Raw genomic sequence first — 23,025 nt, 5'->3', positions numbered from 1 at the left:
GAATTCAAACCACAAAACACAAAGGCACCCGCTGAGGGTGCCTTTGTGTCTGTGGCGTTTGAAGGTGTGCAGATCAGAACTTGTAACCCACGCCCACCATGTACACCCATGGGTCGATATCCACGTCGACCTTGGTCTTGCCGACGGCCAGGGCAGAAGGGCCGTCCACAGTCGCTTTGGTATCGATGTCGACGTACCAGACCGAGGCGTTGACCAGTACGTTGTCAGTGATCATGTAGTCCATGCCCAACTGAGCGGCCAGACCAACCGAGTCCTTGAGCTTGAGGTTGCTGAAACCCTGATCCTTGCGGTTGCCGGTCAGGTCGGTATCGAAGAAGGTGGTGTAGTTGATACCCACGCCCGCATACGGCTGGAACTTCGACGAAGGCTCCATCGGGTAGTACTGCAACGACAGTGTCGGCGGCAGTTGCTTGATATCAGCCAGCTTGCCGTCCAGGCCTGGCCCCAGGCCTTTTACTGAAACGGTGTGGCTGAACGGTGTAGCAGCCAGCAACTCGATGCCTACATGCTGGGTCAGCATGTAGGCGAAGGTCAGGCCGAGCTGGTTTTCGCCGTCGACAGTCGCTTTAGTGCCGGAAACCTTGGCACCGTCGAGGCGCACTTCGCCGCTGTCTTCATTGGGCTGGACGTGCGCAACACCGGCGCGAACGATGAAGTCGCCGGACTGGTACGCGTGTGCCGCGACCGGGGCGGTGAGGGCAAGCGCGACAATAGACGCGCGTAGCAAGTGCTTGTTCATGGAGGCTCCAGAGATCAGTCAAAATTTATGGGCATAATGTTAAAGCGCTGTCGAGCGGCGACTTTGACTCAGCTCAATGAAATCGCTGGGAACCTCGTCATCCTTATGAATCCGGCAACTCGTAGACAAATATCTTGTCTGCCTGCATCTGATAACCCGCTTCTGCCAGTTCGCTGGTAGACGATTTGGCCTGCATCGGTCCTTCGATCCAGTACGGCTGATACAGCTCATCGACCTTCACACCCAGCTCACTCGTGACATGCACGATCTGGTTCGCTGGCGGCGGCGGCACATGGATGCAGGCACCGAAATAAGGCACCAGCAAAAACTCCGTCACTCTGCCTTCCTCACTGACCTCGAGTGGCACGATGTAGCCCGGTAAACGCACCAGCTTGCCATCCAGTGCCTTGACCACTGGCGCATGCGGAGCCAGTTGATGGGCCGCAGGCGCTGCCTCCATGGCCAGTGCATCGGACAGCTTGGACATATCGTGTATCGGAGCCGTTACCGGCTTCACCACGGGTGCATCGGGCGGAATCATGTCATTCCAGGTCAGTTCACGCGGCTCGGCGGCCCACAGTTGAGTGGAAACCGAGAGCAGCAGAGTGAGTAGCATGCGCCGCATCATGAAGGTCCTCATAAACGAATCGACAGTCCATCGGCCAGTGACTGCCTGTAGGCTCGCCAGGCTGGCACGGTTCCCATCAACAGCGCGCAACCGAGAATGGCACCGAGCAGGGTCCATTCATATTGGCCAGGTGGCATAGACGACAGGTACAGGCCGTAGTTGTCGAGCACGTAGTCGCGGGCCACGAAGATGCCGATATAGAGCAGTGCAAGGCCGCTGATGACGCCAGCAAGTGCCAGGGCGAAGGCTTCGAGTATAAGCAGACTTGCGATATGCCAGGGCCGCGCGCCGACCGAGCGCAGGATGGCCATTTCCCGGCGTCGTTCATTGAGGCTGGTGAGAATCGCGGTCAGCATGCCGATCAGACCGGTCAGCACCACGAACAGCGAAATTACGAACAGTGCCTTTTCCGCGGTGCCCATCAGGCTCCACAGCTCTTGCAGCGCCACGCCGGGCAGAATCGCCAGCATGGGCTCGCCACGGTATTCGTTGATTTCGCGTTGCAGGCTGAAGGTTGAGATCTTGCTATTCAGACCCAGCATGAAGGCGGTGATCGCAGTCGGCGTCAGGTCCATATTGCGTGCCTGATCGGCAGAGATACGCTCGTTGCCTCGCGCCGGTGCGCCGTTGTGCCAGTCGATATGAATGGCTTCCATGCCTCCCAGGCTGATATGCAGCGTGCGGTCCACCGGTGTACCGGTCGGCTTGAGTATGCCGACCACGGTGAACGGTTTGTCGTCATGCTTGACCAGGCTGATCGCCGCGACACCGTGCGCCAATACCAGTTTGTCGCCCAATTTATAATGCAGCGCCTTGGCGACCTCCGAGCCCAGCACCACTTCGAAAGGATCGGTCTTGAATTCGCGTCCTTCGGCCATTTCCAGATGCTGTTGGCGACCGAACTGATAATGCTCGAAATACGCCTCGTTGGTGCCCATCACCCGATAGCCACGATGGGAGTCGCCCAGCGAAACCGGAATCGCCCATTTAACCTGTTTGCTCTGGGCAAAATGCTCAAAGCTGTCCCAGCGAATGTTGTTGGTGGCGTTGCCGATGCGAAATACCGAATACAGCAACAGGTTGATCGAGCCGGAACGTGCGCCGACGATCAGGTCGGTGCCGCTGATGGTGCTGGCGAAGCTGGAGCGCGCTTCGGTGCGCACTCGCTCTACGGCCAGTAACAGGCACACCGACAGCGCAATGGCGAAGGCAGTGAGAAACGCGGTGAAACGGCGGTTGGCCAGGCTGGCTATGGCCAGACGAAACAGATACATCTCAAATCTCCACGGCGACGGCGGCGCGATTCAGGTCGCTGAGCGACAGATTGCGATCAAACAGCGGTGCCAGGCTCTGGTCATGACTGACAAACAGCAGGCTGGCCCCGGCCTCGCGGCATTCGGCGAACAGCAGGCGAATGAACGCTTCTCGAGAGTCGGCGTCCAGCGCCGAAGTGGGTTCGTCGGCGATCACCAGCTCAGGCTGACCGATCAGCGCACGGGCCGCGGCCACGCGTTGTTGCTGGCCGATGGACAATGAGTCGGCGCGGCGGGCCAGCATCGCCGGGTCTTTCAGTCCCAGGTGGGCGAGCAGGGTGGTGGTCGCTTTTTCGACGCTGCCGTGGCGTTGCTTCGCACGCTCGGCGCGGACGCTGGAAAAGTGGCAGGGCAGCTCGATGTTTTCCCGCACCGACAGAAACGGCAACAAATTGAACTGCTGAAAGATATAGCCGGTGTGATCGACTCGGAAGCGATCACGTGCTGCCGCCGACAGTGTCGACAGGTCCTGATTCAACAGTCGAATACTGCCGCTGACAGGCTTTTGCACACCGCCCAGCAGGCCCAGCAAGGTGGTTTTACCGCTGCCGCTGGGGCCTTTGAGAAACAGGGTTTCGCCGGTTTGCAGGCGAAACTCGGGGATGTCCAGTAACTGTGGGTGGCCTGGCCAGTTGAAGCTCAGGTTCGATAGCTCGATCAGTGCTTGGGTCATGGGCTGACTCACGCTCGGTTGGAAATTAAAAGACCGGGCCAGGCCCGGTCGTTGTACCGCAGAGTGCGATCAGAATTTAAGCGTTGGGTTGGCTGCGATCACTTCTGCGCCCGACTGGCCGCCTGGCGAGATCAGTTGTACCTGAAGCTTCTTGGTGTCGGGAAAGGTTTTGAAGATTTGCGACAGGTCGAGCTTCTTCAGAACGGCCGGTGCGTCACAGACGAACTTGTAGTGGCCGTGAATTTCGCTGTGCTCATGATGATCGGCATCGCCGCCCTTTGCGTGCTCATCGTGATCGTCATCCTTGTCGCCGAACAGCGGGCTTTCCAGTTTCACCGAAGTGGCCGAGCAGTTGGCGGCATCGGCGATGCTGAACAACGCGTTTGGCTTGAGTAGCAACTCTCGCGCCTTGGCGACTTTGGCTTTGTCTTCATCCGAGGTCGCAACGTGCTCGAAACCGACGATGTTCATGGCCGGGCTGTCGAATTCAAACTCCAGCGTCTTGCCTTCCAGCACTACATCCAGACGTCCGACGCCATGCTCGTGGGCACCCAGACTGCCGTGTTCATCGCCGTGATCATGGTCATGTACTTCGGCTGCGTGGGCAGCTACGAGTGGCAACAGGGCGAAAGGCAGGGCGAGTAGCAAACGGCGCATAGCGGACTCCGGGGGTAATATTCGAGAAAATCTGTTATGTGATCTTATAACAAGTGTCGGTGTGCGTGGACGGGTTTTTGTTCGAGCGCTGGACGATCTGGTCTCCGTGGGACTTTACCTGAGGGTGTTATCTGGAATACCCCAGCCCGTGCTTATGCTGAAGTAGTCTCAGCCTTCGCGTCAGCAGCTCCTACTCTGGAGAGTGAAAATCGCCGTACCTGCGCCGGATGCGCCGGGAGGGTTTTCATCGCCAGCCGAGTGCGACATCAGGGAAGATACTCATGAACAAGCTCCATCCGAATAGAGAAATCCTGCGTGCGGTGTACAAGGATCCAACACGAATTACCGAGTTCGCCGACGCTGACATTGTGCTGCACAAAGCCGATCAGGGCGCTGGTGGTGGCTTGTCCATAGCCATTGGCAAGGACGCAGTGCTTTCCCACGAGATCAATCTGCTCAGGCGCACACGTCAGACCCTGTACATGGATGTCCACGACATCATTGCCAACGAGCACTATGGCTCGGTGCTGGGGGAGATGCGCGCCAGTTGCGAGGGCCGGAAGATCATCATGCCGTTTTGCGGCCTGTGGCGGTTTCGTGATGGCAGAATTGTCGAGCATTGGGAAAATGTCTATGACGTGCGGGCGCTTGGCAACTTCATGAACGGCAAAGAGCCGGTCATCAGCCAGTGGCTTTACGGTTGATCATGGGCATGCGCGCCAGCCTGTGGGAGCATGTACGCCTGACTGTCAGCAGGTACACATCATGTTGCGTATTCGTGGAACCGTAGGCCAGTGGCCGGTGGATTTGACCCTTGAACTGGACGAAGGCGACTGGGCGCAACTGGGCGCGCAGCTCAAGGCCGCAGCTCCCGACGTATCGGCCGCCGTGGTCGAGAGCAAGCCGCTTAATCAGGACGACAGGCTGTGGCAGGTCGCACAGGAATTGTTGCAAAAGGCCGGGCAGATGAGTGGGCCGGATCTGCTGGGGCAACTGGAAGGGCTGGCCGGCAGTACTGCGGCAGGCAAGCATTTACTGGTGCGCTTGCGCCACTCTGCGAACGTGAAGGTCGAGAGTGGCGGGGATGCGCCGCTGTACAGCTGGGTCGCCGCGACGTGATCTGACCTGGTGGTTCAGCCACCGGCACCGGTGCGGTGCCGGTGGCAAGTTGCCTTAATACAGCGCGGCGAACAGCTTGCGACGGTATGCGGTTACTAGTGGGTGCTCATTGCCCAGCAGGTCGAACACTTGCAGCAGCGTCTTGTGCGGCAGGCCCTCGGCGTAATTGCGATTGCGAATGAACAGTTTGAGCAGGCCATCCAGCGCGGCTTCGTACTGTTGACGCGACAATTGCTGAATCGCCAGTTGATGCACCGCTTCGTCATCCTGAGGGTTTTGCGCCAGACGGCTTTTCAGTTCGGCCACATCCGGCAAGGTGGCCGCTTTTGCCAGGAACGTCAGTTGCGCCTTGGCACCCGCCAGCTCGGCTTTGTGTGCATCACCGGTGACGGCATCCAGCACCGCCTTTGCCTCGCTCAGTTCGCCACGTTCTGCCAGGCAGCGCGCATACAGAATCAGCGCTGCGGCATTGGTGTTGTCTTCGCCCAACAGCACCTTGAGCAGTGCTTCGGCTTCGGCAAAACGGCTTTCTGCAAACAGCTCTTGCGCCTGCTTGAATGGATCGGCGGCCGGAGGAGGCGGCATGACGACATGTTGTTCGAGAATCTTGCGGATTTCCGATTCAGGCTGGGCTCCTGCAAAACCATCAACCGGCTGGCCGTCCTTGAACAGCACAACGGTCGGCAGGCTGCGAATGCCGAAGCGCGCAACAATGTCCTGCTCGATGTCGCAATTGACCTTGGCCAGCAGCAATTCGCCCTGATAACTCTCGGTGATTTGCTGCAGCAGGGGCATCAAGACCTTGCAGGGCGCACACCACTCTGCCCAGAAATCGACCAGTACAGGCTGGTCGAACGATTTGTCGATCACCAGTTGATCGAAGTTCGCGGCGGTTGCGTCGAAGATGTAAGCAGTTTCCTGGCTCATTGCACGTCTCGAAGAATCTGAATGCCGCCAACTATAAAGCCCGCAGGGCAATGCTGAAAGCGGCGTCGGCGGTGGGGCATCATTCTTGCCCCGCACGCTCAGCGCTATCCACACATTTGCTTTTGATTCTGGCCGAAGGCCGTGGGAGCGAACCTGTTCGCGAAAGGGACGGAAAACTCTCTGGGAATTTATCGTTCGAACAACCGTCTTCGCGAACAAGTTCGCTCCTACAGAAACCGTTTAGCTGAGCGATTCTGGGCTGTTATTTAGCGCATCGTCAGGCGCTGGTAGGCAGCGTGCTTGAAGTCGCGCACGCGGGAGTCTGCCACCAGTGCTTCGCGGCCCCGGGACAGAAATTGATCCAGCAGCGGCAGGTTGGCGCGGTCGTACAGCACGTCGGCAACCAGAATCAGATCAAAACGATCCGCTTCGGCGAAAAAATCCGTCGAGTAGCTTAACTGCACCTGGTTGAGTTCGGCATTGGCCCGGCAGGCAGCGATCGCCAACGGGTCGAGATCACAGGCCACCACCTCAAGTGCTCCTGCCCTTAGCGCGGCAATACCTGCCACGCCCGAACCTGCACCGAAATCCAGTACCCGCTTGCCTTCCACCCAGTGCGGGTTTTCGGCCAGAAAACGCGCCAGAGCCAGGCCGCTGGCCCAGCAGAAGCTCCAGTACGGTGGATCTTCCAGAATACGCCGCGTTTCATCCGGGCTGAAGGCACGGTCCATGTTGGCATCGTCGATCAGCCACAGCTTCAGCTCAGTGCCCGGCAGCGTTGTGACAACCAGCCGGGCGTCGCCGAGCAGCTCGCTCAGCGCGTCTTGAAGGTGTCGCGGAGCAATCATGGCGCCTTGACGAATTGCAATTGCCCCAGTGCCTGAGTGGTGGGCTGGTCGATGCGCATCGACGGCAGGTGCAGTATCAATTGCCCCGACTGACTGGCGCGGCCGCGCAGTTCGACACGCCCGCCTACCGGAAAGGCTTCAGGGTTGAAGCGTAACTGGAACGGCAATGACTGGCCGTTGCCCTTCAGCAAGGTGTTGGTCAGCAGCTTCTGTGGACGACCGCGCTCGTCGATCACCAGCATCGCCAGTTCGACCTCGGCCCCGGCAGGTACGCCGAGCAGTTGCCCGCTGAGTTCACGTTGGTACGGTTGCAGCGGGCCGGGCCCGGCAGGCACTTTGATTGCCGGGGCGACGGGCGGTGCCGCAGCCGGTTTTGGCGCGTCATTGCTGCTGCACGCGGCCAGCAAGCCAATGAGGCCGATTAGAATAACGGGGCGTAACGTCATCAAGAGCTCCACAAGACAAAAATCGAAAGGCTGAGTGACGCCATGCATGCAGTATTACCGAGCGCAGGCAATTTCACATCGCTTTAATGCGCGTCTATATACCGTAAACCCTCAGCCTTGTCTTGCCAGCAGGATGCGCTAACATGGCGCTCCTCATTCTTTCGTTGCCAGCCACCATGCACTGTCCCTTCTGCGGTGCCAATGACACCAAAGTCATCGACTCCCGCCTCGTCGCCGAAGGCGAGCAAGTACGCCGCCGACGCGAGTGTCTGGCCTGCGGCGAGCGCTTCACGACGTTCGAAACTGCCGAGCTGGTTTTGCCGCGTCTGATCAAACAGGATGGCAGTCGTCAGCCTTTCGATGAAGAAAAACTGCGCGCCGGTATGCAACGTGCGCTTGAAAAGCGTCCGGTGAGTGTCGAGCGCCTTGAGGCGGCACTGGTGCACATCAAGCACAAGCTGCGAGCGACCGGCGAGCGCGAAGTCAAATCGCTGGTGGTTGGCGAACTGGTCATGGCCGAGCTGCAGAAGCTCGACGAAGTGGCCTATATCCGCTTTGCTTCGGTGTACCGCCGCTTTCAGGACCTCAACGAATTTCGTGAAGAAATCGACCGTCTGGCCCGCGAGCCGGGTAAGGAATAAGTGCATTGCTGACTGAACAGGCGGCTCTCGACGTTCATTACATGGCGCGTGCGCTGGAGCTGGCGCGTAACGGGCTCTACTCCACGCACCCCAACCCGCGCGTCGGCTGCGTGATCGTGCGTGAAGGCCGGATCGTTGGCGAAGGCTGGCATGTACGGGCCGGTGAGCCGCATGCCGAAGTGCATGCCTTGCGCCAGGCTGGCGAGCTGGCCAGAGGCGCGACCGCTTACGTCACCCTCGAACCGTGCAGTCACCAGGGGCGCACACCGCCCTGTGCCGATGCACTGATCGAAGCCGGAGTGGCGCGGGTTGTCGCTGCGATGCAGGACCCCAATCCCGAAGTGTCCGGTCGTGGCCTGTTACGCCTGATGAATGCCGGTATCGGCGTTCAATGCGGCGTGCTGGAAAGCGAAGCGCGAGCGCTGAACAAAGGCTTTCTCAAGCGCATGGAAACCGGACAGCCCTACATACGCGTGAAGATGGCCATGAGCCTGGATGGCCGAACCGCTATGGCCAGCGGCGAAAGCCAGTGGATCACCGGTCCCGAGGCGCGTTCTGCCGTTCAGCGTCTGCGCGCGCAGTCGAGCGTAGTGCTGACCGGTGCCGATACGGTGCTGGCCGACAAGGCCCGCCTCACCGTGCGCCCCGATGAGTTGGGGCTCAATGCAGAATTGACCGCGCTGGCCGCTGCGCGTCCGCCCCTGCGGGTATTGATTGACGGTCGTCTGCGCGTGCCGCTGGACGCGCCGTTCTTTCAGGCGGGCAGTGCGCTGGTAGTGACCTGTGCTGCGGCGTCGGCGCGAGGTCGCTATCAGGAAGAAGGCCACGAAATGCTGGCACTGGCTGACAGTGCCGGTCACGTCGACCTGCGCAAGTTGATGGGCGAACTGGCCACGCGTGGCGTCAATGAAGTGCTGGTCGAGGCCGGTCCGCGACTGGCGGGGGCTTTTGCGCGTCTCGGGCTGGTCGACGAATTTCAGCTCTTCATCGCCGGCAAGTTTCTCGGCTCATCGGCCCGCCCGCTGCTCGATCTGCCCCTGGCGCAGATGAGCGAAGCGCTGGAGCTGAACATCGTGGAAATGCGTGCCGTCGGTAATGACTGGCGAGTCATCGCTCTCCCTGTGCGCGCACCCGGCGTATAATTCCCGGCTTTCGCCTAGCGCGCAGCCCTTGTTCTCCCGGAGGACCCATGTTTACCGGCATTATCGAATCCATTGGCAGCATCCGCGCCCTGACTCCGAAAGGCGGCGACGTCCGCGTTTATGTGGAAACCGGCAAGCTTGACCTGACCGACGTCAAACTCGGCGACAGCATTGCCGTGAATGGCGTATGCCTGACCGCCGTCGAATTGCCCGGTGATGGCTTCTGGGCTGATGTCAGCCGGGAAACCCTGACCGTCACCGCCTTTGTCGACCTCAAGAGCGGCAGCCGGGTCAACCTGGAAAAGGCCCTGACCCCGACTACGCGTCTGGGCGGCCATCTGGTCAGCGGTCATGTCGACGGCGTGGGCGAAATCGTCGCCCGTGCGGACAACGCCCGCGCCATTCAGTTTACGGTGCGTGCGCCACGCGAACTGGCCAAATACATCGCCCACAAAGGTTCTATCACGGTCGACGGCACCAGCCTGACGGTCAACTCGGTCAATGGTGCCGAGTTCGAACTGACCATCGTGCCGCACACCCTCAGCGAAACCATCATGGCCGACTACCAGCCTGGCCGTAAGGTCAACCTGGAAGTAGACCTGCTGGCACGTTACCTGGAGCGCCTGCTGCTGGGCGACAAGGCTGCAGAGCCTGGCCACGGCACGATCACCGAAAGCTTTCTGGCCGAGAACGGCTACCTCAAATCCTGAATCAAGGGGGTGCCGCGTGGCGCTCAACACTATCGAAGAACTGGTTGAAGACATTCGCCAGGGCAAGATGGTCATCCTCATGGATGACGAAGACCGTGAGAACGAAGGCGACCTGATCATGGCCGCCGAATGCGTGCAGCCCGAGCACATCAACTTCATGGCGCGCTTCGCCCGTGGCCTGATCTGCATGCCGATGACCCGCGAGCGCTGCGAAACTCTCAAACTGCCGCTGATGGCACCGCGTAACGGCTCCGGCTTCGGCACCAAGTTCACCGTTTCCATTGAAGCCGCGGAAGGCGTGACCACCGGTATCTCCGCAGCCGACCGTGCACGCACCGTTCAGGCCGCCGCTGCCAAAGAAGCCAAAGCCGAAGACATCGTCAGTCCTGGGCACATCTTCCCGCTGATGGCTCAGGCTGGCGGCACCTTGGCTCGCGCCGGTCATACCGAGGCGGCTTGCGATCTGGCGCGCATGGCCGGTTTTGAACCGACGGGGCTGATCTGCGAAGTCATGAACGACGACGGCACCATGTCGCGTCGCGCCGAACTTGAAGAGTTTGCCCGGCAACACGACATCAAGATCGGCACCATTGCCGACCTGATTCACTACCGGATGATCCATGAACGTACCGTTCAGCGGATTGCCGAGCAGCCGATGGACAGCGAACTGGGCAGTTTCAACCTGGTGACCTATCGCGATTCGGTCGAGGGTGATGTGCACCTGGCGCTGACCCTGGGCAAGATCTGCGCAGAAGAACCAACCCTCGTGCGCGTTCATAACATGGACCCGCTGCGCGACCTGCTGATGGTCAGCCAGCCCGGCCGCTGGAGCCTGCGCGCCGCCATGCGAGCGGTTTCCGAGGCTGGCAGCGGCGTCGTACTGTTGCTCGGTCATCCGCTGGATGGCGATGTGCTGCTGGCTCACATTCGCGAAACGGCAGGGCAGCAACCGATCAAGACGCCGACCACTTACAGCACGGTGGGTGCCGGTTCGCAGATCCTTCGTGACCTCGGCGTGCGCAAAATGCGCCTGATGAGTTCACCGATGAAGTTCAATGCGATATCCGGTTTCGATCTGGAAGTTGTAGAATACGTGCCCTCCGAATAAATACCGGCAGGTCGGGGCGTGCGAAAGACGGTTTTTTCGCAGCTTTTGGCCTGACAGTTGCGATTCGTGGCCTAATATCCCTCAAAGTCCGCCCCAAGGCGGGCTTGCTCTTTAATACGAGACTCACCGAATGACCTTGAAGACCATCGAAGGTACCTTCATCGCCCCACAAGGCCGCTACGCCTTGGTAGTGGGCCGTTTCAACAGCTTCGTCGTGGAAAGCCTGGTTAGCGGTGCCGTTGATGCGCTGGTACGCCACGGTGTCAGCGAAAGCGACATCACCATCATCCGTGCGCCGGGTGCGTTCGAAATCCCGCTGGTCGTGCAGAAAGTTGCCCAGCGCAGCGAATTCGCGGCCATCGTCGCGCTGGGTGCGGTGATCCGTGGCGGTACTCCGCACTTTGAATACGTTGCAGGCGAGTGCGTCAAAGGCTTGTCTCAGGTGTCCATGGAGTTCGGCGTTCCGGTCGCTTTCGGCGTACTGACCGTCGACTCCATCGAGCAGGCCATCGAGCGTTCCGGTACCAAGGCCGGTAACAAGGGCGCTGAAGCTGCTCTGTCCGCCATTGAAATGGTAAGCCTGCTGTCGCAGCTGGAGGCCAAGTGATTTCCGACGATACCGACCAGTTCAACCCGCGCGACGCCAAATCGCCGGAAGCTGCCAAGGGCAAAAGTGCCAAACGTCGCGAAGCGCGGCAGATGGCTACTCAGGCCCTTTATCAGTGGCACATGGCTGGCCATGCGTTGAACGAGATCGAAGCACAGTTCCGTGTAGATAACGATTTCAGCAATGTCGACGGTGCCTACTTCCGTGAGCTGCTGCACGGTGTGGCCACCAACAAGACCGAGATCGACACCGCGCTCTCGCCTTGCCTCGACCTGACCATCGAAGAACTCGACCCGGTTGAACTGGCCGTCCTGCGCCTGTCCACCTTCGAGCTGCTCAAGCGCATCGACGTGCCTTACCGCGTTGTAATCAACGAAGGCATCGAGCTGGCCAAAGTCTACGGTTCTACTGACGGCCACAAGTTCGTCAATGGTGTGCTGGACAAGCTGGCACCGCGCCTGCGTGAAGTCGAAGTGAAGGCCCACAAGCGCTGATTCGCGCCTGACCTTTATGGGAGAGTTCGAGCTGATCCGCAATTACTTCGCCGCCGCGCCCTGTGCGCAGGCAGGCGGGGAAGTTGCTCTGGGGATCGGCGACGACTGCGCGCTGCTGGCGTTACCGCCCGGCGAGCAGTTGGCGATCTCGACCGATACCCTGGTTGCCGGGGTGCATTTTCCTGACGTCTGTGACCCCTTCCTGCTCGGCCAGCGTGCGCTGGCGGTGTCTGCCAGTGATCTGGCGGCCATGGGCGCCCGTCCTGTCGCGTTTACCCTTGCCTTGACCCTGCCGCAGGTCGATGCCGACTGGCTGCAGGCATTTGCTCGCGGCCTCAATCACATGGCGCAGGGCTGTTCGCTGCGTTTGATCGGCGGCGATACCACACGCGGGCCCTTGAGCCTGACGCTGACGGTGTTTGGCGCTGTTCCAGCCGGCTCGGCCCTGACGCGCAGCGGCGCTTGCGCGGGCGACTTGCTCTGCGTTGGCGGCGCGCTGGGTGATGGCGCAGGTGCGTTGCCGCTGGTCTTGAAGCAACGCAGCACCGAGGCTTCGATTGCCGAGGCATTGCTGGCCCGCTACTGGTCCCCGCAACCTCAACTGGCGCTGGGGCAGGCATTGCGGGGCAGGGCGACGTCGGCGCTGGACATCTCCGATGGGCTGCTGGCTGATTGCGGACACATTGCCCGTGCATCAGGCGTCCGGCTGGTTGTCGAGCGTGACAGGCTGCCGATGTCTGATCAGCTGCTGACGTTGTTCGATCTGCCGTCTGCCCGGCAGGCTGCGCTTAGCGGTGGCGACGATTACATTCTGGCTTTCACGCTGCCGTCCGGGCACCTTGCCAGCTTGCTGGATGAAGGCTGGCCGGTGCATGTGATTGGCCGGGTAGAGAAGGGCCAGGGTGTCATTGTTGTCGACGGCGCAGGGCTGGATGTCACGCCCGATACGCGTGGCTACCAGCATTTCGACAGCGCGCAGTGAAGCGATGCACTGCATCTATCTATCGAACTTTATGATCTAAACGCCCGAGAATTCAGCCTGAGCGTCCGCAGGAACCTGCTGTTACAATGCGAATCTTGCGAATTTCCAGTCTTCATACTGATCAGGAGCACACGGTGCCCGTCGTATTTGTCGCCGCTTCCAAACTGCCCACCCCCTTTGCAGAGTTTGCCATGCACGGCTTTATCGAGTCGGCAACCGGCCGTGAACATGTCGTCCTGAGTCTGGGCGATGTGGCGGACGGTGCGCCGGTTCTTGGCCGCGTGCATTCCGAATGCCTGACAGGCGACGCCCTGTTCAGTCAGCGTTGCGATTGCGGTTCACAACTTGAAGCCGCCCTGCGCGCCATTGCTACCGAAGGGCGCGGCGTATTGCTGTATCTGCGTCAGGAAGGGCGCGGTATCGGCCTGATGAACAAGATTCGCGCCTACGAGCTGCAGGATGGCGGCGCTGACACAGTAGAGGCCAATGAGCGTCTGGGCTTTGCTGCCGACCAGCGCGATTACGCGATCTGCCTGCCGATGCTTCAGCACCTGGGCGTTCAATCGTTGCGTCTGATGACCAATAACCCGCGCAAGGTCAAAGCCTTGACCGACATGGGCATCACGGTCGCCGAGCGTGTGCCGTTGCACACCGGACAAAACCCGCACAACCGCCTTTATCTGGCGACCAAGGCGGGCAAGTTGGGACACATGATGGGTAACGAGCATCAAAGCGAGGTCGGCCCCGCGTGACACGCAGCGAGGTGCGCCAAAAGCTGGAAATGGCGTGGTGGCGTCAACTGGGTCTGACCCTGGCGCCATTGCTGGTGGTCTGTGTGTTTTTCGGTGCCAGCGAGCCGCTCATTCCTGTGTTAGCGATACCGCTGTTCATTGCCGGGATAGGCTCGATGTTCGTCAGCCTGAAGCCCTTCGGGGCTTACAAGCGAGCGTTAACGGCTACCCAGGCTGCACTCGACACGCCGGAAGAGCCGGCAGCATGGCTCAAACTCGCTGCTGTCCGCCGCCTGGCCTTTCTCGCTGCCGGGCTGCCCGCCTGGATCGCCGCCATCGCAGTGCTGTTCGGCTTGCACCCTTTGCCGGTCTGCCTGCTGGCGTTTGCCAGCGCAGTGCTGCTCTACCTGTACCGCATTCCTGCGCTTTCCCGCTGATCGACCCTGGCTGATTTTTCCAGACGAAGTGGGTACGACCAGCGGAAATCCGATCAGCCCGCCAGCAACCACACACCCGTTGCCGCAGAGGCTGCACCTGCGATGCGCACCAGCGGTGCTGCCGCCTGAGGCAATACGCGAACCACGGCATAACCTGCTGCATGCAAGGCTGCAGTCGCTGCTACGAAGCCTGCTGCGTAAGCCCATGGGCTGGACATGTCCGGAAGCTCAAGGCCATGCGCCACACCGTGAAACAACGCAAACAGTGCTGTCGCTGCAACGGCCAGTGCCAATGGCGGGCGCACTGCCAGTGCCACAGCCAGACCCAGCGCCAGTACCGACGCGGCAATGCCGCTTTCCAGTGCTGGCAGGTTCAGACCTTCAAAGCCCAGCACGCCGCCGATCAGCATGGTGCCGACGAAAGTGCAGGGCAGCGCCCAGCGTGCGGAACCTTGCTGTTGTGCGGCCCACAAGCCGACGGCAAGCATTGCCAGCAAATGATCCAGACCGCCAATCGGGTGGCTGATACCCGCTATCAGACCGTTATCGCCATGACCGGGGTGGGCCAGCGCCAGGGTCGGGATCAGCAGCAGCGCGAGGGCGCCAAGGGCTTTTTTGTAGTTCATCGACGGGTTCCTTTTGGTTGTGAATTCAGGCGGCTGCAGTGAGCAGACCCTGGCGTTCAATGAAGGCAATGATCTGTTCCAGACCCTGACCGGTTTTCTGGTTGCTGAACACGAACGGCTTTTCGCCACGCATCCTGCGCGTGTCGCTGTCCATCATTTCCAGTGACGCGCCCACCAGCGGTGCAAGGTCTATCTTGTTGATCACCAGCAGATCGGACTTGCAGATACCCGGGCCACCTTTGCGAGGCAGTTTGTCGCCTGCCGATACGTCGATCACGTAAATCGTCAGGTCGGAAAGCTCCGGGCTGAACGTTGCGGAAAGGTTATCGCCACCGGATTCGACAATGATCAGGTCCAGGCCCTCAAAGCGGCGATTGAGCTGGTCAACCGCCTCCAGGTTGATCGAAGCGTCTTCACGAATGGCGGTGTGCGGGCAGCCACCGGTTTCAACACCGATGATGCGCTCAGGGGCCAGTGCCTCGTTGCGCACCAGAAAGTCAGCGTCTTCGCGGGTATAGATATCGTTGGTCACGACCGCCAGGTTATAGCGGTCGCGCAATGCCAGGCACAGCGCCAGAGTCAGAGCTGTCTTGCCGGACCCTACCGGGCCACCGATGCCGACGCGCAGAGGTTGGCTGTTCATTGAGTTCTCCATAAAGACTGATCAGGACCGGAATAACCGGCTGTATTGACGTTCATGCGCCATGCTCGCCAAGGACAGGCCTAAGGCCGCGCTGCCAGCATGGTGGGTATCTTGTCGGGTGGCATTGACCTGCGCTTGCTGCAGTAACGGCAACAGCTCGCTGGTCAGGCGTTGCGCAGCTTGCTGGCCGAGTGGCAGGGTTTTCATCAGCACGGCCAACTGGTTTTCCAGCCAGCTCCACAGCCATGCGGCCAGTGCGTCTTGCGGGCTGATCTGCCAGGCACGTGCGGCCAGCGCCCAGCCCAGGGCCAGGTGCGGCTCTGCAGTCTGTTCAAGAAAGTGGCGTGCATCGCGATCCAGCTCAGGCAGGCCATTGAGCAATTGTTGCAAGGAATAACCCATCTGCCGGCTTTCCTGATGCAGCTCGCGCGTTTCACGGCTGGCGCGGTGTTGCTCGCTGACTTGCAGCAGTTGGCCCCAGTCACCGGCCGACGCTGCTTCACAGTGGGCCAGCAGCAAGGGGGCCTCGAAACGGGCGAGATTGAGCAACAGCTGATCGCTGATCCAGCGCCCTGCAGTCTGCGGGTCTACCACGATGGATTGCTCCACGGCCATTTCCAGCCCTTGTGAATAGCTGTAGCCACCAATCGGCAGCTGCGGGCTGGCCAGACGCAAAAGCGCCCAGGCGCTGTTCACTTGCGCACGCCGAACTGGTGCATGCGGGGCGGATAGTTGAAATCCTCCTCGCCCGCGCGCGAATGATGATGCCCGCCGCCATAGGCACCATGTTCCGGCTGGAACGGCGCTTCGATGGTTTCGACGGTGGCACCGAGCTGATCGAGCATGGCCTTGAGCACGTAGTCATCGAGCAGGCGCAGCCAGCCGTCGCCGACTTGCAGGGCTACGTGACGATTGCCGAGATGATAGGCCGCGCGGGTCAGTTCGAAGGTACTGCTGCAAGTAACGTGCATCAGCTTTTCCGGGCGTGCGCAGACACGCACCACGCGGCCATCTTCGGCCTTTAGAAACTCGCCATCGCGCAGGGGCGATTGACCGCGTTGCAGAAACAGGCCCACGTCTTCGTTTTCCGCACTGAAGCAGCGCAGGCGACTCTTGCTGCGTGCCTCGAAATTCAAATGCAACTCGGCGGCCCATTCGGCCTGAGGTTCGATTCGGTTGTGAATCACCAGCATTAGATAGCTTCCAGCCAATTGCGATGCTTCAAATCAGAGCAAGGGGCTTGCCAACAGGGCAGGCTGTAGGAAATTGCTGGCGGAAGTGGCTGACTTTTAATTGTGCACGGCCTTGTCGTGCTCATTTATGGTGCGCAACCAAAAAAGCGACCTGTTTTGGTGCTATCACTGACTTCAACTGACGCTCAATCGTGACTGCCGAGCCCACGCCAGTGCCGTGCGCCGATAAAGATGAAGCGCAGTTGCTGGGTAATCTTGGCCTGAGGTGTCAGGTGCGGTGCAAGCGAAGCGGGTGGAGGGTCGATCAGTTCCGGCAGCATGGCGAACACGCTTTTGACCACAAGGTCGGCGATGATCGACAGCGCGTCAGCGTTCAGGTGCTGCCATTTGGGCATTTTTGCCAGGTCGGCCGTCAGGTCGGCGCTGATGCCCTCGCGTAAAGCCCCCAGCGCCTGACGCACCTTGAGGGAGCCTCCATACTGTTCACGGGCCAGAAACAGAAACTGCGAGCGATTGGCCGCTACACGCTCTAGAAATATCTTCACCGACGCGCGAATCAGCCCGCCCATGGCGAATTCATTGTGGCGTACCAGCCGGATGGTTTCGCGGAAGGTCTGGCCGACCTCACTCACCAGCGCCAGGCCCAACTGGTCCATGTCTTCGAAGTGGCGATAAAACCCGGTCGGCACGATGCCTGCCGTGCGCGCCACTTCCCGCAGGCTCAGGCTGCCGAAGCCGCGTCCGCTTTCCATCAACTGATGGGCAGCATCAAGCAAGGCTCTTCGGGTCTGTTGTTTCTGTTCGGCGCGGGGCAGCATGGCTCAAACGATTCTTGGATTAGGCTGGGTTGCACTTTAGCAAATGCGCTTTACCTGCGTCGAAAGGGTTTTCAGTGAGTCGCTTCGGCGTGCGTTGCAAAACAGGTGCTGGCCTTTGGTGCGATTTCGTATTCAAATCAAACCCTCGGCGCGTTTGTCAGTCGAACATTCATGTCGTATTCAGCGCGCCAGGGTCGGGGCGCTGTTTTCTGGAGAGTCACGCATGACGCGCAGCCGCAAGATTTTCGCCTGGACAGGTGCCACGTTATTGGTGGTGCTGGCCATACTGGTCATTGTGCTTGTCACGTTCGACTGGAACCGCATCAAACCTACCCTCAATGAGAAAGTCAGCGAAGCGCTGCATCGCCCGTTCGCCATCAATGGTGACCTGGATGTGCGCTGGACGCGCGAGCCCGAACTCGGCGGCTGGCGTGCCTGGGTGCCGTCGCCGCACTTCGTGGCCGATGACCTGACACTGGGTAATCCCGAGTGGTCGAAAACCCCGCAGATGGTCACTCTCAAGCACGTTGAGTTTCGTCTGTCGCTGTTGCCACTGCTGGCTCAGCAAGTGGTCATCCCGCGTATCGATTTGACCGGCCCCGAGGCAAAGCTTGAGCGGCTGGCCGATGGTCGCGCCAACTGGGTGTTCGACCTGCCCAAATCCGACCCGAACGCTGAACCTTCCAAGTGGGTGGTGGATATCGGAGCCATCAAGTTCGACAAGGGACTGGTGAGTTTCAATGACCAGACACTGAATGCCAATCTGGATGTGGTGATCGACTTGCTCGGCAAGCCGATCCCGTTTGGCGAAATCGTTGGCAGCAAGGAAGCGCAAAAGGCCCAGGAAAAGGGCGCAGTACCGCAGGACTATGCGTTTGGTCTGGCTGTAACAGGCCAGTACCATGGTCAGAAACTGAGCGGCACCGGCAAGGTGGGTGGCCTTCTGGCGCTCAAGGATGCCAGTCAGCCGTTCCCGGTGCAGGCCGATGTGAAGGTTGGTGATACCCACGCGGTCATCGCCGGGACCCTGACCGACCCACATAACCTGGGTGCGCTGGATCTGCGCCTCAAACTTTCCGGCGCGAGCCTGAGCAATCTGTACCCGCTGACCGGCGTTACCCTGCCGGACTCTCCGGCTTACTCCACTGATGGCCGCCTGATCGCCAAACTGCATGACCCGGCAGGAGCCAACTTTCGTTACGAAGGCTTCAACGGCAAGATCGGCAACAGCGATATCCACGGCGATCTGGGTTACGTCGCCAGCCAGCCACGGCCGAAGCTGAGCGGCGTACTGGTGTCCAATCAGTTGTTGTTCAGCGACCTCGCGCCGCTGATTGGTGCGGACTCGAATGCCGCTCAGAAAAAACGCGGTGGCGAGAGCAAGCAGCCGTCGGGCAAGGTCCTGCCCGTAGAAGAATTTCAGACCGACCGCTGGCGAGCGATGGATGCCGACGTGGAGTTCACCGGCAAGCGCATCGTGCAAAGCCCGGACTTGCCGTTCACCGACCTGTATACCCATCTGATTCTCAACGATGGGCAATTGAGCCTGGAGCCGCTGCGCTTTGGTGTGGCAGGCGGCAAGCTGGATGCTGATATCCGCCTCGACGGTCGCAACAAACCGTTGCAGGGCAGGGCGAAGCTGTCGGCGCGCAACTTCAAGCTCAAGCAGCTGTTCCCGACCTTTGAACCGATGAAAACTAGCTTCGGTGAGCTGAACGGCGATGCCGACATCAGTGGCCGAGGCAACTCGGTTGCCGCTTTGCTCGGCACCGCCAACGGTGAAATGAAAATGCTGGTCAACGACGGCGCGATCAGCCGTGGCCTGATGGAGATCGCCGGGCTCAACGTAGGCAACTACGTGGTGGGCAAGTTGTTTGGCGACAAGGACGTGAAGATCAATTGCGCGGCTTCTGACTTTGGCATCAAGGACGGCTTGGCGACCAGTCGGCTGTTCGTCTTCGATACCGAGAACGCCATCATCTACATCAATGGCACCGCAAACATGAAGACAGAGCAGCTGGACCTGCAGGTCAACCCGGAGTCCAAGGGCTTCCGCGTGTTCTCGCTGCGCTCGCCACTGTACGTCAACGGTCCGTTCGCCAAGCCCAATGCAGGCGTGCAGTCCGGCCCGTTACTGCTGCGCGGCGCCGGCATGGTCCTGCTCGGTGCAACCGTAGGCCCGGTGGCCGGTTTGCTGGCGCTGGTGGCGACCGGCGACAGTGCACCGAACCAATGCGGCCCGCTGCTGGAGCAGATGCGCACCGGCAAGGCACCGAAGACGGTGAAGTGATTGCACTCTCAAGGATCAGCGGTGCGATGCAGGTTTGTGACGCAGAGCGTCACGATCGGCATGCAAAGGGAGCACAGGGAACGATAGTCGTGCGTCGAACACGCATTCCAGTTGCCCACAAAAAAAGCCAGGACACAGGTCCTGGCTTTTCACTTGTCGCCGCTTGTTACAGGCCTTCGAGGATGTCCGACATGTCGTCGGCGTGCTCTTCTTCCTGAGCAAGAATCTCTTCAAAGATGCGGCGGGTGGTCGGATCGCTGTCACCGAGGTACTGAATGATCTCGCGATAGCTGTCGACCGCGATGCGCTCGGCAACCAGGTCTTCGTAGACCATTTCCTTCAGCGTATTGCCCGCAACGTATTGTGCGTGGGAGTTCTTCGACAGCAGGTCCGGGTTGAATTCCGGCTCGCCGCCCAGTTGCACGATACGCTCGGCCAGCTTGTCGGCGTGCTGTGCTTCCTGCTCAGCATGCTCCAGAAACTCGGCTGCCGCCACGCTCGCCTTGATGCCGGACGCCATGTAGTAGTGGCGCTTGTAGCGCAGCACACAGACCAGCTCGGTGGCCAGCGACTCATTGAGCAGGCGCAGCACGGTTTCGCGGTCAGCGCTGTAACCTTCAGTCACAGCACCATTCTCAACGTTCTGGCGCGCACGCTGGCGCAGAGTATTTACATCGGAAAGCTGTGATTGCGGTGCAGAAATCATCATTTATCTCCAGGGTTCATCAGGTTTTGCTGTCCCGCTCTGTGTGTTGCCCGGCAGGATCAGCAAAGGTTGTGAGTGCTGGAGGAGGGGAAAAGTTTTATCGGATTTTCGCCGGTGCGGGCGGTTGTGACTGAATGTAAAAATATAAGAAACGAGTGCTGAACACTGCGGTCCCAACCATGAGACCCAAATAAATCGTGGAGATACACAATGCTCAAGTTCCTGGGAAGCACCGTCGGCATCATCTTTCTGATCGGCCTGGTCGTGGTTATTGCCCTGTTCAAGCTGGTTTTTTAAGCGTCAGGCTGCTGGTGGGCCTGATACTGCGCTCTGGAGGGTTCTCTGGGGCGTGGTAATGATTTTTTAGAAATGGACTGGGCGTCAGGCGGTGCTCGTCAGAGGTATTTGGTCCAGAAATAAAATATCACGGATGCCGTCATGGCTAGCATGCCGATCATCCACGCCGCCAGAATGCGCACTTTGAGCTCCGCAGGAAAGTTTTTAAGATCCTGAGGATCGACGAGTTTCCTTCTGATAAGCAGGCCCGGCGTCGATAAAACCAATGCAGCCATCCAAAGGCGCTGCACTTTGCTGCGTAAATCATCACCTGCATACAGTCGCTTATAATCATTTACAAACTGACAGTTCGATAGGTGTGATTCGACAGTGTCGATGTACCGATGTGCTGTATATGCCATTGTAATCAAATTTAGAAATACTGAAGCCATGATGATGCCGGCTATGATTCCAGGCTCTACAGTGTTCAATACGTTGGCTCCCTGTTTGAGCTGATTTTTTGCGTCTCTGAACTTTAGATGATGTGAGAATTACAATTCCCTGAAGCTTAATCAGTGCGCTAGAAGATGACTCGGCGCTGCGGCGCACGCCAATGGAATTGTCCGGGTATTAGTAATCTCCTCTTGAGGTGGCCAGTGAATTTGTTCAACTCATCTGCATCAGTCAGCCTTTAAGTTTGCCGGGTAAGCCACCTACGTACAGTACTTTTCGGTTTGATGAGACGAATGAGGATTTTGGTAGCTGTGATTCGATTCCACCTGTGTAAATGTGCGCTACATAAATAATAGAGGGCAAGCTGAGCGCCATAATTGTAAAGATAATAATGTCTGCTAATCCTGACTCGATACTGGTCAATTTTTGATCTCGTCTAGTACCTTAAAGTCCTAGGTAGTGTCCGGCGATTCTGAGCGCCATCATCGCTGTGAATAAAATAAAGGTTATGGTTGTCGGAATGATCAAGAGGTTTTTGTAACGTGCTGGAAGGCGTTCAACCTCCGAGGCATCAATGACTCCTCTTCTGGCGCTTAGTTTTGGTAACATTAGCACTACTGAAATAACGCCGCCGCGCATAACCTTTCCGAGCAGGCCTCCACCTGACCATGCCTCTCTAATGGTCTGTACGGAAGAGCAGTTTGGTAGCTGCTCCTCAATGATCTCAACGTACTTATGCGCAATGATAGCGGTGGCGAAAAGGTTGAGTATCATAGGTACCATTATGAGTATACCGATCAAGCCTACTGGGATATTTGTCATTTTGAAACTGCCTCATAAATGTACTCTCCAATTCGCTCGCCGACCCATTGGCCTCCTTCTCCGCCTACCCATCCTCCAGCTGCACCCCCGATTACAGTGCAAGCCAGTGCCCCAGGCCCTGTTGTGATACCTAGCGCCACAAGACATATACCGCCAGCTATGTACCCACCCCCAGCCCCGCTAACAGTGGAGCCTCCGATACTAAACAGTAATGAGCTCCCCTCCACATATTTCGCCCTTTGACATTGCTCCTCGCGGCCTACCGTACAGGCCTTATGAATCGAAAGCCCTGTGGCGCCCACCTCAAGCGCAGTCCCTATATACGTTCCTCTCTTGATCCATTTGGAGGCTTTGGCCACGCCAGATACCTTGTCAGCGTATCCCGCGATTTCTCCTGTGTGCATGTAGCTATTAGTCGAAAGTCCAAGCAGTCGTTTGATCGAGCCTTCGTTGCGCAGTCCGGATCCATACGCCAGAAAATTGTTCAGCAGCTTATCAAGCTTCATGAACAACTCAGTTCGTTTGGCGTAGAAAGCGTCTCGTTGGGTCATCGTGCCGGAGCCCATGTGTTCCCGGTAGAGTTTTTCGATCTGTTGAAGGGCTTTCTTGATCTCGTCCATATGCTTGGCCCAGCCATCACTCGTGGCGCCTATCCCCATGGACGTATAAGAAATCGTCTGCTTGAGCAACTCAAAATTCTCAAGAAAAAAGTCATCTCCCTCCACGCCATTCACCAGCAACGCTGTATGCACTTCCGCAGCCTTGGCCATCAGGAAGGCTTCCTGGGCGGTAGACGAGGGCGTGGACGCGTCGCCGACGATGACCAGCTCACCGGCCAGTACGACGCCGCCCGAGATGTGGGAATTGAGGGCGACGAACTTGGCCTTGCTGTTCTTTGGCAGCGCAAGGTTCGTTTTCAGAGAGTCAAAAGTCTGTGTTCTGGGGTTTATGAACGATCGTGCTTCGGCCATGGTC

General features: G+C 59.0%; 29 protein-coding genes and 1 pseudogene. 13 read left to right on the top strand and 17 right to left on the bottom strand.

Going from position 1 to position 23,025, the window contains the following annotated elements:
* Positions 1-73: 73 nt before the first annotated feature.
* The 5 genes from KP808_RS22355 to KP808_RS22335 all read right to left on the bottom strand — a co-directional run bounded on the left by KP808_RS22355 (position 74) and on the right by KP808_RS22335 (position 4,031).
* On the bottom strand, positions 74-760 hold the full coding sequence (locus KP808_RS22355) for an OmpW/AlkL family protein (protein ID WP_058402669.1): 687 nt from the start codon (positions 758-760) through the stop codon (positions 74-76).
* Between the two features lie 103 nt (positions 761-863).
* On the bottom strand, positions 864-1,388 hold the full coding sequence (locus KP808_RS22350) for a DUF3299 domain-containing protein (RefSeq protein WP_058402703.1): 525 nt from the start codon (positions 1,386-1,388) through the stop codon (positions 864-866).
* 8 nt (positions 1,389-1,396) lie between these two features.
* Positions 1,397-2,662 carry an ABC transporter permease gene (locus KP808_RS22345; RefSeq protein WP_230016927.1) on the bottom strand — a complete coding sequence of 422 codons (1,266 nt, stop codon included), beginning with the start codon at positions 2,660-2,662 and terminating at the stop codon, positions 1,397-1,399.
* Position 2,663: 1 nt separating this feature from the next.
* Positions 2,664-3,374, bottom strand: coding sequence for an ABC transporter ATP-binding protein (locus KP808_RS22340; RefSeq protein ID WP_058402668.1), 711 nt, complete (start codon positions 3,372-3,374; stop codon positions 2,664-2,666).
* A gap of 69 nt (positions 3,375-3,443) precedes the next feature.
* Positions 3,444-4,031: a DUF2796 domain-containing protein gene (locus KP808_RS22335; RefSeq protein WP_058408635.1), complete on the bottom strand. Its 588-nt coding sequence runs from the start codon at positions 4,029-4,031 to the stop codon at positions 3,444-3,446.
* Positions 4,032-4,312: 281 nt separating this feature from the next.
* Here KP808_RS22335 and KP808_RS22330 point away from each other — a divergent pair, with 281 nt between their 5' ends.
* Entirely contained in the window at positions 4,313-4,735 is a 423-nt protein-coding gene (locus KP808_RS22330) for a nuclear transport factor 2 family protein (RefSeq protein WP_122281245.1), read from the top strand.
* Positions 4,736-4,796: 61 nt separating this feature from the next.
* Complete coding sequence (locus KP808_RS22325; protein WP_058402665.1) at positions 4,797-5,150, top strand: hypothetical protein; 354 nt, start codon at positions 4,797-4,799, stop codon at positions 5,148-5,150.
* A 54-nt stretch (positions 5,151-5,204) separates the two neighbouring features.
* Here the strand turns inward: KP808_RS22325 and trxA are convergent, their stop codons facing one another.
* The 3 genes and pseudogenes from trxA to KP808_RS22310 all read right to left on the bottom strand — a co-directional run bounded on the left by trxA (position 5,205) and on the right by KP808_RS22310 (position 7,371).
* On the bottom strand, positions 5,205-6,077 hold the full coding sequence (gene trxA / locus KP808_RS22320; RefSeq protein WP_230016926.1) for a thioredoxin: 873 nt from the start codon (positions 6,075-6,077) through the stop codon (positions 5,205-5,207).
* Between the two features lie 272 nt (positions 6,078-6,349).
* Positions 6,350-6,925 (bottom strand): annotated as a pseudogene (locus KP808_RS22315) (class I SAM-dependent methyltransferase); the annotation flags it as partial.
* Positions 6,922-7,371, bottom strand: a complete 450-nt coding sequence (locus KP808_RS22310; protein ID WP_005782043.1) for a hypothetical protein — start codon at positions 7,369-7,371, stop codon at positions 6,922-6,924. The pseudogene KP808_RS22315 and the gene KP808_RS22310, both read right to left, overlap by 4 nt.
* A gap of 176 nt (positions 7,372-7,547) precedes the next feature.
* On the opposite strand from KP808_RS22310, the gene nrdR reads away from it, so the two are divergent.
* From nrdR to KP808_RS22265, 9 genes are all read left to right on the top strand, one after another.
* Positions 7,548-8,012, top strand: a complete 465-nt coding sequence (gene nrdR, locus KP808_RS22305) for a transcriptional regulator NrdR (protein ID WP_002555431.1) — start codon at positions 7,548-7,550, stop codon at positions 8,010-8,012.
* Positions 8,013-8,053: 41 nt separating this feature from the next.
* Complete coding sequence (gene ribD / locus KP808_RS22300; protein WP_230018962.1) at positions 8,054-9,154, top strand: bifunctional diaminohydroxyphosphoribosylaminopyrimidine deaminase/5-amino-6-(5-phosphoribosylamino)uracil reductase RibD; 1,101 nt, start codon at positions 8,054-8,056, stop codon at positions 9,152-9,154.
* 47 nt (positions 9,155-9,201) lie between these two features.
* Complete coding sequence (locus tag KP808_RS22295) at positions 9,202-9,864, top strand: riboflavin synthase (RefSeq protein WP_058402661.1); 663 nt, start codon at positions 9,202-9,204, stop codon at positions 9,862-9,864.
* A 16-nt stretch (positions 9,865-9,880) separates the two neighbouring features.
* Positions 9,881-10,972 carry a bifunctional 3,4-dihydroxy-2-butanone-4-phosphate synthase/GTP cyclohydrolase II gene (gene ribBA / locus KP808_RS22290; RefSeq protein WP_058402660.1) on the top strand — a complete coding sequence of 364 codons (1,092 nt, stop codon included), beginning with the start codon at positions 9,881-9,883 and terminating at the stop codon, positions 10,970-10,972.
* Positions 10,973-11,102: 130 nt separating this feature from the next.
* Positions 11,103-11,579: a 6,7-dimethyl-8-ribityllumazine synthase gene (ribH, locus tag KP808_RS22285; RefSeq protein WP_002555427.1), complete on the top strand. Its 477-nt coding sequence runs from the start codon at positions 11,103-11,105 to the stop codon at positions 11,577-11,579.
* Positions 11,576-12,073: a transcription antitermination factor NusB gene (nusB, locus tag KP808_RS22280; RefSeq protein WP_002555426.1), complete on the top strand. Its 498-nt coding sequence runs from the start codon at positions 11,576-11,578 to the stop codon at positions 12,071-12,073. The genes ribH and nusB overlap by 4 nt, the downstream gene beginning before the upstream one ends.
* A gap of 16 nt (positions 12,074-12,089) precedes the next feature.
* A complete protein-coding gene (thiL, locus tag KP808_RS22275; protein WP_230016924.1) occupies positions 12,090-13,055 on the top strand; it encodes a thiamine-phosphate kinase in 966 nt (321 codons plus the stop codon).
* Between the two features lie 134 nt (positions 13,056-13,189).
* Positions 13,190-13,807, top strand: coding sequence for a GTP cyclohydrolase II (ribA, locus tag KP808_RS22270; RefSeq protein WP_004655834.1), 618 nt, complete (start codon positions 13,190-13,192; stop codon positions 13,805-13,807).
* Positions 13,804-14,223 carry a hypothetical protein gene (locus tag KP808_RS22265; protein WP_004666326.1) on the top strand — a complete coding sequence of 140 codons (420 nt, stop codon included), beginning with the start codon at positions 13,804-13,806 and terminating at the stop codon, positions 14,221-14,223. The genes ribA and KP808_RS22265 overlap by 4 nt, the downstream gene beginning before the upstream one ends.
* Positions 14,224-14,276: 53 nt before the next feature.
* Here the strand turns inward: KP808_RS22265 and KP808_RS22260 are convergent, their stop codons facing one another.
* From KP808_RS22260 to KP808_RS22240, 5 genes are all read right to left on the bottom strand, one after another.
* Positions 14,277-14,849, bottom strand: a complete 573-nt coding sequence (locus KP808_RS22260; RefSeq protein ID WP_002555422.1) for a HupE/UreJ family protein — start codon at positions 14,847-14,849, stop codon at positions 14,277-14,279.
* Positions 14,850-14,874: 25 nt separating this feature from the next.
* On the bottom strand, positions 14,875-15,492 hold the full coding sequence (gene ureG / locus KP808_RS22255) for an urease accessory protein UreG (protein ID WP_003368915.1): 618 nt from the start codon (positions 15,490-15,492) through the stop codon (positions 14,875-14,877).
* Positions 15,493-15,513: 21 nt separating this feature from the next.
* On the bottom strand, positions 15,514-16,188 hold the full coding sequence (locus tag KP808_RS22250) for an urease accessory protein UreF (protein ID WP_230016923.1): 675 nt from the start codon (positions 16,186-16,188) through the stop codon (positions 15,514-15,516).
* Positions 16,185-16,685: an urease accessory protein UreE gene (gene ureE, locus KP808_RS22245; protein WP_004655826.1), complete on the bottom strand. Its 501-nt coding sequence runs from the start codon at positions 16,683-16,685 to the stop codon at positions 16,185-16,187. Before ureE ends, KP808_RS22250 begins: the two co-directional genes overlap by 4 nt.
* A 185-nt stretch (positions 16,686-16,870) precedes the next feature.
* On the bottom strand, positions 16,871-17,503 hold the full coding sequence (locus tag KP808_RS22240) for a TetR family transcriptional regulator (protein WP_002555418.1): 633 nt from the start codon (positions 17,501-17,503) through the stop codon (positions 16,871-16,873).
* Between the two features lie 223 nt (positions 17,504-17,726).
* On the opposite strand from KP808_RS22240, the gene KP808_RS22235 reads away from it, so the two are divergent.
* Entirely contained in the window at positions 17,727-19,793 is a 2,067-nt protein-coding gene (locus tag KP808_RS22235) for an AsmA family protein (protein ID WP_230016922.1), read from the top strand.
* A 166-nt stretch (positions 19,794-19,959) separates the two neighbouring features.
* On the opposite strand, the gene KP808_RS22230 is transcribed toward KP808_RS22235, so the two are convergent.
* Positions 19,960-20,499 (bottom strand): ferritin-like domain-containing protein, encoded by a 540-nt coding sequence (locus KP808_RS22230; RefSeq protein ID WP_230018959.1) that lies wholly within the window; start codon positions 20,497-20,499, stop codon positions 19,960-19,962.
* A gap of 210 nt (positions 20,500-20,709) precedes the next feature.
* On the opposite strand from KP808_RS22230, the gene KP808_RS26340 reads away from it, so the two are divergent.
* Positions 20,710-20,796: a small membrane protein YohP gene (locus KP808_RS26340; protein ID WP_441344152.1), complete on the top strand. Its 87-nt coding sequence runs from the start codon at positions 20,710-20,712 to the stop codon at positions 20,794-20,796.
* A gap of 98 nt (positions 20,797-20,894) precedes the next feature.
* On the opposite strand, the gene KP808_RS22225 is transcribed toward KP808_RS26340, so the two are convergent.
* The 3 genes from KP808_RS22225 to KP808_RS22215 all read right to left on the bottom strand — a co-directional run bounded on the left by KP808_RS22225 (position 20,895) and on the right by KP808_RS22215 (position 23,021).
* The gene (locus KP808_RS22225; protein ID WP_005730426.1) at positions 20,895-21,266 is read right to left on the bottom strand and encodes a hypothetical protein; all 372 of its coding nucleotides are present in this window, start codon (positions 21,264-21,266) and stop codon (positions 20,895-20,897) included.
* Positions 21,267-21,672: 406 nt separating this feature from the next.
* Complete coding sequence (locus tag KP808_RS22220; RefSeq protein WP_004666324.1) at positions 21,673-22,050, bottom strand: hypothetical protein; 378 nt, start codon at positions 22,048-22,050, stop codon at positions 21,673-21,675.
* On the bottom strand, positions 22,047-23,021 hold the full coding sequence (locus tag KP808_RS22215) for a hypothetical protein (RefSeq protein WP_219170314.1): 975 nt from the start codon (positions 23,019-23,021) through the stop codon (positions 22,047-22,049). The genes KP808_RS22220 and KP808_RS22215 overlap by 4 nt, the downstream gene beginning before the upstream one ends.
* Positions 23,022-23,025: the final 4 nt, after the last annotated feature.

The sequence above is a fragment of the Pseudomonas savastanoi genome (genome assembly GCF_020917325.1).
Classification (GTDB): Bacteria; Pseudomonadota; Gammaproteobacteria; order Pseudomonadales; family Pseudomonadaceae; genus Aquipseudomonas; species Aquipseudomonas amygdali.
The sequence above is the reverse complement of the archived record's forward strand: the minus strand, read 5'-3'. Positions and strand labels throughout refer to the sequence as shown.

Excerpts from the sequence above, each read along its gene's own strand:
- ureE (WP_004655826.1), bottom strand. The coding sequence starts at position 16,685 with ATGCTGGTGATTCACAACCGAATCGAACCTCAGGCCGAATGGGCCGCC.
- KP808_RS26340 (WP_441344152.1), top strand. The coding sequence starts at position 20,710 with ATGCTCAAGTTCCTGGGAAGCACCGTCGGCATCATCTTTCTGATCGGC.
- nrdR (WP_002555431.1), top strand. The coding sequence starts at position 7,548 with ATGCACTGTCCCTTCTGCGGTGCCAATGACACCAAAGTCATCGACTCC.
- KP808_RS22325 (WP_058402665.1), top strand. The coding sequence starts at position 4,797 with ATGTTGCGTATTCGTGGAACCGTAGGCCAGTGGCCGGTGGATTTGACC.
- ribD (WP_230018962.1), top strand. The coding sequence starts at position 8,054 with ATGGCGCGTGCGCTGGAGCTGGCGCGTAACGGGCTCTACTCCACGCAC.
- KP808_RS22295 (WP_058402661.1), top strand. The coding sequence starts at position 9,202 with ATGTTTACCGGCATTATCGAATCCATTGGCAGCATCCGCGCCCTGACT.
- ribH (WP_002555427.1), top strand. The coding sequence starts at position 11,103 with ATGACCTTGAAGACCATCGAAGGTACCTTCATCGCCCCACAAGGCCGC.
- thiL (WP_230016924.1), top strand. The coding sequence starts at position 12,090 with ATGGGAGAGTTCGAGCTGATCCGCAATTACTTCGCCGCCGCGCCCTGT.
- KP808_RS22335 (WP_058408635.1), bottom strand. The coding sequence starts at position 4,031 with ATGCGCCGTTTGCTACTCGCCCTGCCTTTCGCCCTGTTGCCACTCGTA.
- KP808_RS22235 (WP_230016922.1), top strand. The coding sequence starts at position 17,727 with ATGACGCGCAGCCGCAAGATTTTCGCCTGGACAGGTGCCACGTTATTG.
- KP808_RS22340 (WP_058402668.1), bottom strand. The coding sequence starts at position 3,374 with ATGACCCAAGCACTGATCGAGCTATCGAACCTGAGCTTCAACTGGCCA.
- trxA (WP_230016926.1), bottom strand. The coding sequence starts at position 6,077 with ATGAGCCAGGAAACTGCTTACATCTTCGACGCAACCGCCGCGAACTTC.
- KP808_RS22355 (WP_058402669.1), bottom strand. The coding sequence starts at position 760 with ATGAACAAGCACTTGCTACGCGCGTCTATTGTCGCGCTTGCCCTCACC.
- KP808_RS22345 (WP_230016927.1), bottom strand. The coding sequence starts at position 2,662 with ATGTATCTGTTTCGTCTGGCCATAGCCAGCCTGGCCAACCGCCGTTTC.
- KP808_RS22330 (WP_122281245.1), top strand. The coding sequence starts at position 4,313 with ATGAACAAGCTCCATCCGAATAGAGAAATCCTGCGTGCGGTGTACAAG.
- KP808_RS22310 (WP_005782043.1), bottom strand. The coding sequence starts at position 7,371 with ATGACGTTACGCCCCGTTATTCTAATCGGCCTCATTGGCTTGCTGGCC.
- KP808_RS22220 (WP_004666324.1), bottom strand. The coding sequence starts at position 22,050 with ATGACAAATATCCCAGTAGGCTTGATCGGTATACTCATAATGGTACCT.
- KP808_RS22230 (WP_230018959.1), bottom strand. The coding sequence starts at position 20,499 with ATGATTTCTGCACCGCAATCACAGCTTTCCGATGTAAATACTCTGCGC.
- KP808_RS22215 (WP_219170314.1), bottom strand. The coding sequence starts at position 23,021 with ATGGCCGAAGCACGATCGTTCATAAACCCCAGAACACAGACTTTTGAC.
- KP808_RS22350 (WP_058402703.1), bottom strand. The coding sequence starts at position 1,388 with ATGATGCGGCGCATGCTACTCACTCTGCTGCTCTCGGTTTCCACTCAA.
- KP808_RS22240 (WP_002555418.1), bottom strand. The coding sequence starts at position 17,503 with ATGCTGCCCCGCGCCGAACAGAAACAACAGACCCGAAGAGCCTTGCTT.
- KP808_RS22260 (WP_002555422.1), bottom strand. The coding sequence starts at position 14,849 with ATGAACTACAAAAAAGCCCTTGGCGCCCTCGCGCTGCTGCTGATCCCG.
- ureG (WP_003368915.1), bottom strand. The coding sequence starts at position 15,492 with ATGAACAGCCAACCTCTGCGCGTCGGCATCGGTGGCCCGGTAGGGTCC.